Genomic DNA, 13,855 nt, shown 5'->3' on the forward strand with positions numbered 1-13,855 from the left:
CGGTCAGAGGCGCGAGCCGACCAGCTTGGCCGCGTCCACGAGGCGGTTGGAGTAGCCCCATTCGTTGTCGTACCAGCCGATGATCTTGACGGTGTTGCCGAAGGCCATGGTCAGGCTGGAGTCGAACGTGCAGGAGGCCGGGCTGCCGACGATGTCGGAGGAGACGATCGGGTCCTCGGTGTAGGTCAGCACCTGCTTGAGCTCGCCCTCGGAGGCGGCCTTGAACGCGGCGTTGACCTCCTCGGCGCTGGCCTCGCGCTCCAGCTCCACGACGAGGTCGGTGACCGAGCCGTCGGAGACGGGCACACGCATCGCGATGCCGTCGAGCTTGCCCTGCAGCTCGGGCAGCACCAGGGAGGTGGCCTTGGCCGCTCCCGTGGTGGTCGGGATGATGTTCTGCGCGGCGGCGCGGGCGCGGCGCAGGTCCTTGTGCGGGAAGTCCAGGATGACCTGGTCGTTGGTGTACGCGTGGGTCGTGGTCATCAGGCCCTTGACGATGCCGAAGTTGTCCAGCAGCGTCTTGGCCATCGGCGCCACGCAGTTGGTGGTGCACGAGGCGTTGGAGATGATGTGGTGCTGGGCGGGGTCGTACTTGTCGTCGTTCACGCCCATGACGAGGGTGAGGTCCTCGCCCTTGGCCGGGGCCGAGACGATCACCTTCTTGGCACCGGCGTCGATGTGCTTCTTGGCGTCCTCGGCCTTGGTGAAGCGGCCGGTGGACTCGATGACGACGTCCACGCCCAGGTCGCCCCACGGCAGCTTGCCGGGGTCCTTCTCCTCGATGGTCTTCACCGATGCGCTGCCGACCCGGATGCTGTCGCTGCCGACCTCGACGTCGCCCTCCAGCGTGCCCAGCACGGTGTCGTACTTGAGCAGGTGGGCGAGCGTGGCGTTGTCGGTGAGGTCGTTGACCGCGACGATCTCGACCTCGCTGCCGGCGGCGCGGGCCGCGCGCCAGAAGTTGCGGCCAATCCGGCCGAAACCGTTCACGCCTACACGGATGGTCACGGTAACCAAACTCCTCACGTGTTGGTGGGTACTGCCGTCACGGCCGGCTAGCGGGGCCCGACCGCGGAAGTTGAGCGCCGGGATGTCTCTTCCGAGCCTATCGCTCCACCGCTGGGCGGGCCGTCACCGGCCCGGTCGCGGCACCCTCGGCGGCAGACGCCGGCGCCCGGACCATGCTCGCACCGCTTCCCGGTAGAGGTCTAGACCATTTTCCGAAGTTTTCCGCACGTCGCGAGCCGTCACAAAACCGCACAGCCGCGGGGCTGGGCGGCGCTCGGCGAGGTGCGCGCGGCTCCCCCGCGGCGGCGGGCGCCCGGCCCGGTCAGGGGACGAGCATGTCCGCGGTCAGGTTCGCCTCGGTACCGGGGATGCCCAGGTCACAGGCCCGCTTGTCGGCCATCGCCAGCAGGCGGCGGATCCGCCCGGCGATCGCGTCCTTGGTCAGCGGGGGCGAGGACAGTTGGCCCAGCTCCTCCAGCGACGCCTGCTTGTGGGCCAGGCGCAGCCGCCCGGCGGCCACCAGGTGGTCGGGCGCCTCGTCGCCGAGGATCTCCAGCGCCCGCTCGACCCGGGCGCCCGCCGCCACGGCCGCGCGGGCGCTGCGGCGCAGGTTGGCGTCGTCGAAGTTGGCCAGCCGGTTGGCGGTCGCGCGCACCTCGCGGCGCATGCGGCGCTCCTCCCAGGCCAGCACGCTCTCGTGCGCGCCGAGCAGGGTCAGCAGGGCGCCGATGGAGTCGCCGTCGCGCACGACCACCCGGTCGACGCCGCGGACCTCGCGCGCCTTTCCGTGCACCTTCAGCCGCCGGGCCGCGCCGACCAGCGCCAGCGCCGCCTCGGGGCCGGGGCAGGTGACCTCCAGCGACATCGAGCGCCCCGGCTCGGTCAGCGAACCGTGGGCGATGAAGGCGCCGCGCCAGGCCGACTCGGCGTCGCAGGAGCCGCCGGCGACCACGTGGCGGGGCAGGCCCCGCACCGGGCGGCCGTTGTTGTCGATCAGCCCGGTCTGGCGGGCCAGGCTCTCGCCGTCCTTGATGACGCGTACGACGTAGCGGTTGCCCTTGCGCAGGCCGCTGGGGGCCAGCACGACGACCTCGGACTCGTGGCCGAAGACCTCGGAGATGTCCTTGCGCAGGCGGCGCGCCGCCGCCCCGGTGTCCAGCTCGGCCTCGATGACGATACGGCCGCTGACCAGGTGCAGGCCGCCGGTGAAGCGCAGGATCGTGGAGACCTCGGCCTTGCGGCAACACGGCTTGAGAACGGTCAGCCGGCTCAACTCGTCCTTCACCACGCCGGTCATCGCCATGGACGCCGTCCCCTCGATACTCGAACTCCACATGCCTAGCGCGGCCCGCCGACCATGCGCTCCCTGGTCGAGCCTACTGAACCTGGCAGCGATGGCCAGACCCCCGGCCGCGTGTCCAGAGTCCCTGCTCAATACGGCGAGTCGCAATTTCCGATCCGTGCCGGTCTCTGCCGAATCCTGCTCGGCCCCGACGGGACCGCCGCAGCGCGCGGGGCACCGGGGACCCCATCCGGGTACACGCGGCGCCGCTGCGCGGGCCGCCGGGTCCGGCCCCTCCCCGGGCCAACGCTCGCAAGCACCGCCGCCCATCCCGCGGGGAACGCGACATCGCACACCCGCTCCCCGTCCCGCCGATGTGCTCCCGCGGGGCCGGGCCGCGCTACACCGCCTCGGTCTCCAGCAGGAAGTCGCGCAGCACCACGGCGTGGTTGCGCTCGGTATCGCGGGCGCCGTAGAGGAGGGTGACGGGGCCTTCGGCGAGGGCCTCGCGGATGGGCCGCAGGGCCTCGGGGTTGTCGGAGAGCTCGGCGCGGTAGTGCCGGACGAACTCCTCCCACCGGTCGGGGTCGGCATGGAACCAGCGGCGCAGCTCGGTGCTGGGCGCGGCGTCCTGCAGCCAGGCGTCGTAGTGCAGGGACGTCTTGCGCACCCCGCGCGGCCACAGCCGGTCGACCAGGAACACGCGGCCGGGCGGCGGGTCCTGGCCCAGGGTGTCGCGCACGCGGACGAGGCGGACGTCGCCGCCGCCGCGATCGCTGCCGTGCTGCCTGCCCACGTCGGCTTGCATGCCCGCCGATCGACTCGCCCAACCCCCGCGGCCGCAGCCCACTCACCGGCCGCGGCAGAGCCGCCGGCCCGCACGGCGCAGCCGCGGCCGGCTCCTCGGCGGCGTGCCCGATCAGGCGAGGAAGACCTCGTCGAAGGCGGCGGCGAGCCGGTCGGGATCGTGGCGCGGCGCGCCGTCGGCGGCTGCGACGTCGCGTACGAACAGGCGGCCGCCCATCTCCTTGGCGACGTCGCCGACCCGGCTGGTGTCGTCGACCACCCGGGTGTCGGCCAGCACCGCGTCGAGGGTCAGCCGCGGCGCGTGGGCGGCCAGCACCTCCAGGTAGGTCTCGGGGCGGAAGCCGTCGGTCTCGCCCTTCTGCGGCGAGAGGTTGAGCGCTACCATGCGGCGGGCGGTGGTCTCGACCAGGGCCTGGGCCAGTTCAGGCACCAGCAGGTGCGGCAGCACGCTGGTGAACCACGAGCCCGGACCGAACACCACCCAGTCCGCCTCGCGCACCGCCTTGACCGCCTGGTGGGAGGCCGGGGGCGCCTCGGGCACCAGGGAGATCGAACGGACCCGGCCGCGGGTGCTGGCGCAGGCCACCTGGCCGCGGACCGTGCTGATCTCGAAGGGGCGCGCGGGATCGGCCCCCTCGACCTCGGCCACGATGTCCAGCGGGACCGAGGACATCGGCAGTACGCGGCCGTGCGCGCCCAGCAGCTGGCCCACCCAGTCCAGGCCGGCCACGGAGTCGCCGAGCAGCTCCCACAGGGCCACGATGAGCAGATTGCCCACCGCGTGGCCGTGGAGGTCGCCCTCGGAGCGGAAGCGGTGCTGGATGACCTCGCTCCAGGTGTGGCCCCACTCGTCGTCGCCGCACAGGGCGGCCAGCGCCATGCGCAGGTCGCCCGGCGGCAGGACGCCCAGCTCCTTGCGCAGCCGCCCGCTGGAGCCGCCGTCGTCGGCGACGGTCACCACGGCGGTGACGTCGGTGGTGACCCGGCGCAGCGCCGACAGCGAGGCGTGCAGGCCGTGCCCCCCGCCCAGCGCCACGACCCGCGGAGGCGTCGTCCCCGGCCCGTCGTCGGCGGCGGCCTCCGCGGCCGCGCCGCCTGCGGGCCTCCCGTCCTCGTCGGCGGGGATGTTGTTTGCCATGTGCCTGTGCGTACCTCGTGTCCCGGTGTTCAGCGGACAGCCGCCGGCGCTCTCGCCGCGCAGTGCAGGTGCGCGGTGGCCGCCACGGGTTGGGCCAACTCTAGAGCGTGCCTTATGGGTTTTCGTCCCGCGTCGGGATCATCGCCGGTTTTGCGCCGTCCGTCGGCGGCGGTGCCCCGCGGACGCGCGGCTCACTCCTGGCCGAGGTCGCGGTGCACGACGTGGACCTCCAGCCCCTGCTCGCGGAGCCGCTCGCCGAACCGCTCGGCCATGGCGACGCTGCGGTGCTTGCCGCCGGTGCAGCCCACGGCCAGGGTCATGTAGTGCTTGCCCTCGCGCTGATACCCGTCGATGATCAGGCGCAGCACCTCGGCATAGGAGTCGATCATCTCCTTTGCGCCGTTTTGGGCCAGCACATACTCGCGCACCGGGGCGTCGCGGCCGTTCATGGCCCGCAGCTCGGGGATCCAGTGGGGGTTGGGCAGGAACCGGCAGTCCAGCACGAGGTCGGCGTCGACGGGCAGGCCGTGCTTGTAGCCGAACGACACCACGTTGGCGCGCGGGCGCGCCTCCTCGGCCTCGCCGAAGAAGCCGATGACCTTGGCCTTGAGCTGGTGGACGTTGAGCTGGGAGGTGTCGATGACCAGATCGGCCTCGCCGCGGATGGCGCGCAGGGTCTCGCGCTCGCGGGCGATGCCGTCGGTGAGGCGGCCGTCGCCCTGCAGCGGGTGGGGGCGGCGCACGTTCTCGAAGCGGCGCACCAGGGCGTCGTCGCCGGCCTCCAGGAAGACCACGCGCGCGGTGATACCGCGGCGGCGCAGCTCCTCGACCGTGGAGAGCAGGTCCTGCGTGAAGGCCATGCTGCGGACGTCGACCACCGCGGCCACCCGCGGCACCGCGCCCTGGGTGCGCCCCGCGAGGTCGATCATGGTCGGCAGCAGGCCCGGCGGCAGGTTGTCGACGACGAACCAGTCCAGGTCCTCCAAAGCGCGCGCGGCGGTGCTGCGGCCGGCGCCCGACATGCCGGTGACGACGACGATCTCGGGCGGGAGCTCCCCGCTGAGACTGCCGGTCGGCTGGTCATCCCCCATTGTTCCGATCACTTCCGTCTGCCCTGCCGCGTTCCCCCGTGCGGACGCCGCCCCTGTCATGGTTTCCTTCCCGCTCCTGGCCGCTGAGCCGCGCGTGGATGACCCCGGCGGTGGTCTTGCCGATGCCGGGCACCTGGGCGATCTCCTCCTCCGTCGCCGCCGCCAGCTTCTTGACCGAGCCGAAGTGCTTGAGCAGCGCGCTGCGCCGCGTCGGCCCCAGCCCGGGGACGTCGTCCAGCGCACTGCCGGTGAGCGCCTTGGCGCGCTTCTGGCGGTGGTAGGTGATGGCGAAGCGGTGGGCCTCGTCCCGGACGCGCTGGAGCAGGTAGAGCCCCTCGCCGGTACGCGGCAGGATCACCGGATCGTCGTCGTCGGGCAGCCAGACCTCTTCGAGCCGCTTGGCCAGTCCGCACACCGCGATGTCGTCGATGCCGAGTTCGTCCAGGGCACGCCGCGCCGCCTGCACCTGCGGCCGACCTCCGTCGACCACCACCAGGTTAGGGGGATAGGCGAACCTGGCGGGCGCCTGCCGCTCCGCATCCGCCGCGCCGAGGGTCTCGCCCGCCTCAGCCGGACCGGTGTCCTCGGTGTCCTCGGGGCCGGAGGGGCGATCGCCGGTACCGGCGGCGGCGCCATCCCCGCCGGCCGTGTCGGGGGCGGTCTCGGCGCCCAGCCTGTCGAGTTCGCCGGTGCGCCGGCTCTCCTCCAGATAGCGGGAGAACCGCCGTTTGACCACCTCGTACATCGAGGCGACGTCGTTCTGCTCGGCGCCCTGGGCGCGCCCGGATCCGCGGATGCTGAAGCGGCGGTACTCCGACTTGCGGGCCAAACCGTCCTCGAAGACCACCATGGACGCCACTACGTGCTCGCCCATGAGGTTGGAGACGTCGAAGCACTCGATGCGCAGCGGCGCCTCGTCGAGCCCCAGGGCCTCCTGGATCTCGCCCAGCGCCCGACTGCGCGTGGTGAGGTCGCCGGCCCGCTGGGTCTTGTGCCGGGCCAGGGCCTGCTCGGCGTTCTTGGCGACGGTCTCCAGCAGGGTCCGCTTGTCGCCGCGCTGGGGCACCCGCAGGTCGACGGCCGAACCGCGGCGGCCGCTGAGCCAGGCGACCACGGCGTCGCGATCGGCGGGCTCGGCCGAGACCAGCACCTCGCGCGGGATGGCCGTCCCCTCGGAGGCGTCGCCCGCGGCGGGATCGGCGCCGTTGCCTCCGTAGGTCTGGGCGAGGAAGCGTTCGACGAGCTCGCCGGTGCCGACGTCCTCGACCTTGTCGACGACCCAGCCGCGCTGGCCGCGGATGCGCCCGCCGCGGACGTAGAACACCTGCGCGGCGGCCTCCAACTGGTCCTCGGCCAGTGCGATGACGTCGCAGTCGGTGGAGTCGCCCAGGACGACCGACTGCTTCTCCAGCGCGGTGCGCAGCGCCTGGATGTCGTCGCGGATGCGGGCGGCGCGCTCGTACTCCTGGTCGGCGGCGGCCTCACGCATCCGCTGCTCCAAAATGCGGATGAAGCGGCCGGTGTCGCCGGCCATGAAGGAGCAGAAGTCCTCGGCCAGGCGGCGGTGCTCGTCGGCGTCCACGCGCCCGACGCAGGGCGCCGAGCACTTGTCGATATAGCCCAGCAGACACGGCCGGCCCGCGTTGCGGGCGCTGCGGAAGACCCCGGCCGAGCACGTGCGCACGGGGAAGACGCGCAGCAGCAGGTCGACGGTCTCGCGGATGGCCCATGCGTGGCCGTAGGGGCCGAAGTAGCGCACGCCCTTGCGCTTGGCGCCGCGCATCACCTGGACCCGGGGCACCTCTTCGTTCATGGTGACCGCGAGATAGGGGTAGCTCTTGTCGTCGCGGTACTTGACGTTGAACCGGGGGTCGTACTCCTTGATCCAGGAGTACTCCAACTGCAGCGCCTCGACCTCGGTGCCCACGACGGTCCAGTCGACGTCGGCGGCGGTGGAGACCATGGTCTGGGTGCGGGGGTGCAGTCCGGCGAAGTCCTGGAAGTAGGAGGAGAGCCGGGCGCGCAGGTTCTTCGCCTTGCCCACGTAGATGACCCGCCCGTTGCCGTCGCGGAAGCGGTAGACCCCCGGGGAGGTGGGGATCGACCCGGGACGGGGCCGGAGATGGGGTTGGGCTGCCATGCTCCCATTGTGGTCGGCCGCGAGGGTGCTCGGCCACTTCGCACGGCGCCCTGTGGACGCCTTCCGGCGGCCCGAAGACGGTCGGGGCGGCCCTCTTCAGCGAGCACGGCCGCCCTGCATGCTCTTGATCACCTGCTGAACGTCACGATTTGGTATCTGCATGACCTAGGTTGGGCAAGTATCGACCGTTTCCCAGAAGCGAGGGGGACTGTTCCCGTGAGTCTCACGCAGTGGGTCGGGATCGGCGCCGCCGTCCTGATCGCCGTGCTCATCGTCACGGTGGCGCACTGGGTGCTCACCCACCAGCTCGCCAAGGTCTCACCGCTGGCCCAGCCGCTGGTCAGGCACTGCCGGGTGTCCGCCTACGCGGCCGCGGTGGCCATCGGCGTCAACATCGCGCTGCCCGAGCGCGACGAGATGCCCGACCGCGCGCTGTTCCCGATCATCGACCACGCCATGACGATCCTGATGATCGCCGTGATGACGTGGTTCGCGCTGGGACTGGCCTATGCGGTGACCGACACCGTGCTGGAGCGGCTCTCCGCCAACAACGACGACGACGACCACCACTCGCGGCGCCTGCAGACCCAGGTGCGCCTGCTCCGCCGCATCGTCGCCACGATCATCGGCGTGCTGGCGATCGCGGCCATCCTGTTCACCTTCCCCGCGGTCCAGGGGCTGGGCGCCGGGCTGCTGGCCTCGGCCGGCCTCCTGTCGGTGGTGGCGGGCATCGCCGCGCAGTCCACGCTCGGCAACATGTTCGCCGGCCTGCAGCTCGCCTTCAGCAACGCGCTGCGGATCAACGACATCATCGTCTTCCAGGGCGAATGGGGGCGCGTCGAGGAACTCAGCCTCACCACGGTCGTGATCCGCATGTGGGACGAGCGCCGCCTGGTGGTCCCCGTCTCCTACTTCGCCACCACCCCGTTCGAGAACTGGACGAAGCAGGGCGCCTCGATCACCGGCTGGGTGCTGTTCCAGGTCGACTGGGAGGCCCCGATCGGCAAGATCCGCCAAGAGGTCGGCGAGTACGTCGCCAACCACCCGCTCTGGGACGGCCGCCGCTGGTCGCTGCAGGCCACCGACATCCTCCAGGACGGGATCGTGCAGCTGCGGGCCGTGGTCACCACGGCCGACTCCGACGCCCGCTGGGACCTGTGCTGCGACCTGCGCGAGCACCTGATCACCTACATCAACGAGAACATGCCCGAGGCGCTGCCCCGGCGCCGCACCGAGTTCATCACCGCCGGCGAGGCCGAGCCCTACGCCGCGGTGTTCCCCGATTCCGCGGTGCGCGGATCGCGGCCGGAGCGCACGGGCTCCCCCGGTCCCGACGGCTCCCTGGCCGTCAGCGGCTCGGGCGGTTCCGAGACCCGCGACGGCGACGGCGACGGCTCGGGCGAGGCCTGAGCCGCGGCCCTGTCCGCCCGGGCGAGAGGATCCCCCTCGCGCCCGCTTGCCCGGGCGCGCCTTAACGCCCGCCCTGCGGGGACTTCTCGTCGAGGACGATGTCCTCGCCCTTCACCGTGACCGACAGCTGCTCCAGCGGTTCGTTCGCCGGCCCGTGCAGGACGTCTCCGGTGGCGATGTCGAACTCGCTGCCGTGGCACAGGCAGTGGATGTTGCGCTCGACCTCCTGGATGGTGCAGCCGGCGTGCGTGCACACCGCGCTGAACGCCTGGAAGTCGCCCTCCTGGGGCTGGGTGACCACGAGCTTGCCGTCGATCACGACCTTGCCCCCGCCGACCGGGACCTCACCGGTCTTGGCCACCACGGTGCCCCGTACGGCGTCGTAGGGCTTGGGCCCGCTCTCCTGCGACCCGCAGGCGGCCGCTCCCAGCGCGGCGGCCCCGGCGGCCCCGGCGACCCCGATCAGCCGCCGCCGGCTGACCCCGCAGGCGCACTCAAGCCCCGAGCACATGACACCGCTCCTCTCCTCGCCCGTTCCTCATTACTACAGACTGTAGTACCGCATGGGGAGTGCCCCGGCACCCGCGCCCCCGCTCGCTCCGCCCGGCGGGCTCGCCTCAGTCGGTCCGCAGCACGACGGTGCCGGCGAGCTTGTCGTGCAGGCCCTGGCGGTTGGGCCGGTCCCACAGCGGCCACAGCGCACACGGCACCAGCAGCAGCGCCGAAAGCAGGATCGCCCATCCCGGGTTCCCGCCGGCCAGGTTGGGCAGGTTGAACAGCGCCGCCCGCGCCGCCATCGACGCCACCGGGATGGGGCCCTGGCGGCCGGCTCCGCTCAGCGGCGCGACGCGCAGCTTCATCACATGCTTGCCCAGCGTGCGGCGCCACCGCTTCACGCACACCGTCTCATAGCCCACGAGCGCCAGGAATCCGACGATCCCGTAGACGATTCCCGTGTTGCGCTCGACCGCGCCGCCGTAGCCCATCAGCGACTGCGCGCCCGCCCACATCAGCGCCACGGCGAACGAGACGGCCACCACCGGAACACCCACGGCCAGGGTGTCGATGACCCGGGCCGCGGCGCGCTGCCACCACTCGGCCAGCCGGTGGCGGCCGGGCTCGGCGCCCCAAGCGGCGGCGGCCGGCCGCGGTGGGCGGTGCCCGCCGGACGGGTGCCGGTGCGGCGGCGCGAACGCCTGGCCGCCGGGGTGGTAGGGCGGGGGCCGACCGGCGTCTGCGCCACCGCCGGGACGGTAGGGCGGCGGTGCCTGCCCGCCGGCGGGGCCGGACGCGGCCGGGCCCTCGTTCCAGGGCGGGGGGAAGCTCATCGGGATCGGCACCTCCTCGCGCGCCGCCCGGCGCAGGCGGGCGCGTATCGACCCTACCGGGCGCCGGCACCGCCGCCGCGGGGAGCGGCATCGGCCGTCGTCCCGCTGACGACCGCGGTTCCGCCCGCCTTGTCGTGCAGCCCGCGGTGGCGCGGGCGGTCGAAGAAGGCGGAGATCACCGCATAGACGGAGACGACCAGGGCGATGAAGCCGGCGATCGGCACGAAGTTGAGCAGCACCGAGATGTAGAGGACCACCGACCGCTTGAGGACCGCGGCGGCGCCCGCCCGCGGCGCACCCACCGCCGGGTCGGCGGCGACCAGCCGCAGCCGCAGGTAGAGCTTGCCGGGGGTGGCGCCGTAGAGGGCGGTGAAGGCGGTCTCGTAGGCCAGGTAGATCGCGAACAACCCGACCGAGAGGACGAGGAGGGGCGCCATCTCCATGCGCATCGGGTCCGCGGCGCCGGGCACCGTGTTGACCACCAGGGCCGAGAACAGCAGCGCGATCCCGGTGAGCACCACGAGGTCGATCAGCCGCGCCGCGACGCGGCGCAGGAGCCCGGCCGGGCGCTCGGCGGGAGTGTCCTCACTCATGCTGCTGCTCCTTCGCGCACCCGCGCCGCATCTCGGCGCTGTGAGGACTATACGAGCTTGGCGAGGAAGTGCCCGGTGTAGGACTCATCGACCTTGGCGACCTCCTCGGGAGTGCCCGCGGCCACGACGGTGCCGCCGCGGGAGCCGCCCTCGGGCCCCATGTCGATCACGTAGTCGGCGGTCTTGATCACGTCGAGGTTGTGCTCGATGACGATCACCGTGTTGCCGCTGTCGGCCAGCCGGTCCAGCACGCCCAGCAGTTTGCGGATGTCCTCGAAGTGCAGCCCGGTGGTGGGCTCGTCGAGCACGTAGACGGTGCGCCCGGTGGAGCGCCGCTGCAGCTCCGAGGCGAGTTTCACCCGCTGGGCCTCGCCTCCGGAGAGGGTGGTGGCGGGCTGGCCCAGCCGCACGTACCCCAGGCCGACGTCGTTGAGGGTCTGCATGTGGCGCCGGATGGCCGAGATCGGCTCGAAGAAGTCCAGCGCCTCCTCGATGGGCATGTCCAGCACGTCGGCGATGGACTTGCCCTTGTAGTGGACGTCCAGGGTCTCGCGGTTGTAGCGCGCTCCGTGGCAGACCTCGCAGGGGACGTACACGTCGGGCAGGAACTGCATCTCGATGCGGATGGTCCCCTCGCCCGCGCACGCCTCGCAGCGGCCGCCCTTGACGTTGAAGGAGAACCGGCCCGGCTGGTAGCCGCGGATCTTGGCCTCGGTGGTCTGCGCGAAAAGCTTGCGGATGTGGTCGAAGACCCCGCAGTAGGTGGCGGGGTTGGAGCGCGGGGTGCGACCGATGGGGCTCTGGTCGACGTGGACGATCTTGTCGACCTGGTTGAGCCCGTTGACCCGCGTGTGGCGGCCGGGGACCGCCTTGGCCCCGTGCAGTTCCTTGGCCAGCGCCTTGTAGAGGATCTCGTTGACCAGGGTGGACTTGCCGGAGCCCGAGACGCCGGTGACCGCGGTGAACACGCCCAGCGGGAAGGCGACGTCGATGTCGTGCAGGTTGTTCTCGCGGGCGCCCTTGACCACCAGCTCGCGCCCCTTGACGCGGGGACGGCGCATTTTCGGCACCTCGATGCTGCGCCGGCCGGTGAGGTAGTCGCCGGTGATGGAGGACGAGCTCGCCAGCAGGTCCGCGACCGTACCCGAGACCACGACGTCGCCGCCGTGCTCGCCGGCGCCGGGTCCGATGTCGACGACCCAGTCGGCCTGGCGGATGGTGTCCTCGTCGTGCTCGACGACTATGAGGGTGTTGCCGATGTCGCGCAGCCGCCGCAGCGTGTCCAGCAGCCGGAAGTTGTCGCGCTGGTGCAGCCCGATGGAGGGCTCGTCCAGCACGTAGAGCACGCCCACGAGACCGGAGCCGATCTGGGTGGCCAGCCGGATGCGCTGGGCCTCGCCGCCCGAGAGCGAGGCGGCGGGGCGCTCCAGGCTGAGGTAGTCCAGGCCCACGTCCAGCAGGAAGCCCATCCGGGCGTTGATCTCCTTGAGCACCTGGGCGGCGATCACCTGCTCGCGCTCGGTGAGCTGGAGGTCGCGCAGGAACCGGGCGCACTCGCTGAGCGGCAGCGCGCTGACGTCGGCGATGGAGGTGCCGCCCACGGTCACCGCGAGCACCACGGGCTTGAGGCGGCGGCCCTCGCAGGTGGGGCAGGGCACGGTGCGCATGTAGCCCTCGAAGCGCTCGCGCCCGGTGTCGCTCTCGCTTTCGGCGTGGCGGCGTTTCAGCCAGGGGATGGCGCCCTCGAAGCTGGTGTAGTAGGAGCGGGTGCGGCCGTAGCGGTTGCGGTAGCGCACGTGCACCTGGGTCTCGTGGCCCTCCAGCAGGGCCTTGCGGCCGGCCTTGGGCAGCCGCTCCCAGGGGGTGTCCATGTCGAAGCCGACCGCCTCGCCCACCGCCTGGATGAGCCGGCCGAAGTACTCCATGGCGTGGCCGTTGGCCCAGACGGCGATGGCGCCCTCGTTGAGGGTCTTGGCGGGGTCGGGGACCAGCAGCTCGGGATCGACCTCCATGCGGGTGCCCAGGCCGGCGCAGTCGGGGCAGGCGCCGTAGGGCGAGTTGAAGGAGAACGAGCGCGGTTCCAGCTCCTCGAAGGAGAGGTCGTCGTAGGGGCAGTACAGGTGCTCGGAGAACACCTTCTCGCGCTCCGGGCCGTCCTGGGGCTCGTCGACGAAGTCGAGCACGATGGTGCCGCCGGCCAGCTGCAGCGCGGTCTCGACCGAGTCGGTGAGCCGCTTCTTGGCCGACTCCTTGACGGTGAGCCGGTCCACGACGACCGAGATGTCGTGCTTCTCATACTTCTTCAGCACCGGGGCCTCGTCCAGGCGCACCATGGCGCCGTCGACCATCGCGCGGGTGAAGCCCTTGGTCTGCAGGTCCTTGAACAGCTCGGCGTACTCGCCCTTGCGCCCGCGCACGACCGGTGCCAGCACCTGGAAGCGGGTGCCCTCGGGCAGCTCCAGGACGCGGTCGACGATCTGCTGCGGGGTCTGGCGGGCGATCTCGCGGTGGCACCGGGGGCAGTGCGGGGTGCCGATGCGCGCCCACAGCAGCCGCAGGTAGTCGTAGACCTCGGTGATGGTGCCCACGGTGGAGCGGGGGTTGCGGCTGGTGGACTTCTGGTCGATGGAGACCGCCGGCGAGAGGCCCTCGATGAAGTCGACGTCGGGCTTGTCCATCTGCCCGAGGAACTGGCGGGCGTAGGCCGACAGCGACTCCACGTAGCGGCGCTGGCCCTCGGCGAAGATGGTGTCGAAGGCGAGCGAGGACTTGCCCGACCCCGACAGGCCGGTGAACACGATCATGGAGTCGCGCGGGAGGTCGACCTTGACGTCTTTGAGGTTGTGCTCCCGGGCGCCCCGGATCACCAGCTCGTCGGCCATGTGCTTCTCTTCACCCTTCGGCTTCGGCTCGCGCGTGCGGCGGCACGGACGGCCCGGACCCGCACCGGGCGCGCTGCGGCTCGCCGAGGAGTGGGATCGGGCGCCGGAGGCCGCGCTGCCCGGGCCTCTAACGGTAACGACTCGGCGCAGGCAAATCTTCCGCGGCGGAACGCCGC

General features: G+C 72.0%; 11 protein-coding genes. 1 reads left to right on the top strand and 10 read right to left on the bottom strand.

From position 1 onward, the window contains the following. Positions 1 to 3: 3 nt before the first annotated feature. From gap to uvrC, 6 genes are all read right to left on the bottom strand, one after another. Positions 4 to 1,008 (bottom strand): type I glyceraldehyde-3-phosphate dehydrogenase, encoded by a 1,005-nt coding sequence (gene gap, locus FZ103_RS22255; protein WP_186356673.1) that lies wholly within the window; start codon positions 1,006 to 1,008, stop codon positions 4 to 6. 322 nt (positions 1,009 to 1,330) lie between these two features. After that, positions 1,331 to 2,311, bottom strand: a complete 981-nt coding sequence (gene whiA / locus FZ103_RS22260) for a DNA-binding protein WhiA (protein ID WP_156003740.1) — start codon at positions 2,309 to 2,311, stop codon at positions 1,331 to 1,333. Positions 2,312 to 2,690: 379 nt separating this feature from the next. Then, positions 2,691 to 3,086, bottom strand: coding sequence for a DUF488 domain-containing protein (locus tag FZ103_RS22265; RefSeq protein ID WP_394350128.1), 396 nt, complete (start codon positions 3,084 to 3,086; stop codon positions 2,691 to 2,693). 123 nt (positions 3,087 to 3,209) lie between these two features. After that, positions 3,210 to 4,235: a uridine diphosphate-N-acetylglucosamine-binding protein YvcK gene (gene yvcK, locus FZ103_RS22270; protein WP_156003742.1), complete on the bottom strand. Its 1,026-nt coding sequence runs from the start codon at positions 4,233 to 4,235 to the stop codon at positions 3,210 to 3,212. Between the two features lie 191 nt (positions 4,236 to 4,426). Beyond that, a complete protein-coding gene (rapZ, locus tag FZ103_RS22275) occupies positions 4,427 to 5,326 on the bottom strand; it encodes an RNase adapter RapZ (RefSeq protein WP_156003743.1) in 900 nt (299 codons plus the stop codon). After that, positions 5,316 to 7,466 (bottom strand): excinuclease ABC subunit UvrC, encoded by a 2,151-nt coding sequence (gene uvrC, locus FZ103_RS22280; RefSeq protein WP_156003744.1) that lies wholly within the window; start codon positions 7,464 to 7,466, stop codon positions 5,316 to 5,318. The genes rapZ and uvrC overlap by 11 nt, the downstream gene beginning before the upstream one ends. Before the next feature lie 216 nt (positions 7,467 to 7,682). On the opposite strand from uvrC, the gene FZ103_RS22285 reads away from it, so the two are divergent. Beyond that, positions 7,683 to 8,876 carry a mechanosensitive ion channel domain-containing protein gene (locus tag FZ103_RS22285; RefSeq protein ID WP_186356674.1) on the top strand — a complete coding sequence of 398 codons (1,194 nt, stop codon included), beginning with the start codon at positions 7,683 to 7,685 and terminating at the stop codon, positions 8,874 to 8,876. Between the two features lie 61 nt (positions 8,877 to 8,937). Here the strand turns inward: FZ103_RS22285 and FZ103_RS22290 are convergent, their stop codons facing one another. The 4 genes from FZ103_RS22290 to uvrA all read right to left on the bottom strand — a co-directional run bounded on the left by FZ103_RS22290 (position 8,938) and on the right by uvrA (position 13,679). After that, positions 8,938 to 9,387: a Rieske (2Fe-2S) protein gene (locus FZ103_RS22290; RefSeq protein WP_156003746.1), complete on the bottom strand. Its 450-nt coding sequence runs from the start codon at positions 9,385 to 9,387 to the stop codon at positions 8,938 to 8,940. 106 nt (positions 9,388 to 9,493) lie between these two features. Further along, on the bottom strand, positions 9,494 to 10,204 hold the full coding sequence (locus FZ103_RS22295; protein WP_156003747.1) for an RDD family protein: 711 nt from the start codon (positions 10,202 to 10,204) through the stop codon (positions 9,494 to 9,496). Between the two features lie 53 nt (positions 10,205 to 10,257). Continuing rightward, positions 10,258 to 10,797 (bottom strand): RDD family protein, encoded by a 540-nt coding sequence (locus FZ103_RS22300; RefSeq protein WP_156003748.1) that lies wholly within the window; start codon positions 10,795 to 10,797, stop codon positions 10,258 to 10,260. A gap of 47 nt (positions 10,798 to 10,844) precedes the next feature. Further along, positions 10,845 to 13,679, bottom strand: coding sequence for an excinuclease ABC subunit UvrA (gene uvrA, locus FZ103_RS22305; RefSeq protein WP_156003749.1), 2,835 nt, complete (start codon positions 13,677 to 13,679; stop codon positions 10,845 to 10,847). Between the last annotated feature and the right edge of the window lie 176 nt (positions 13,680 to 13,855).

It is taken from the genome of Streptomonospora sp. PA3 (genome assembly GCF_009728995.1).
Classification (GTDB): domain Bacteria; phylum Actinomycetota; class Actinomycetes; order Streptosporangiales; family Streptosporangiaceae; genus Streptomonospora.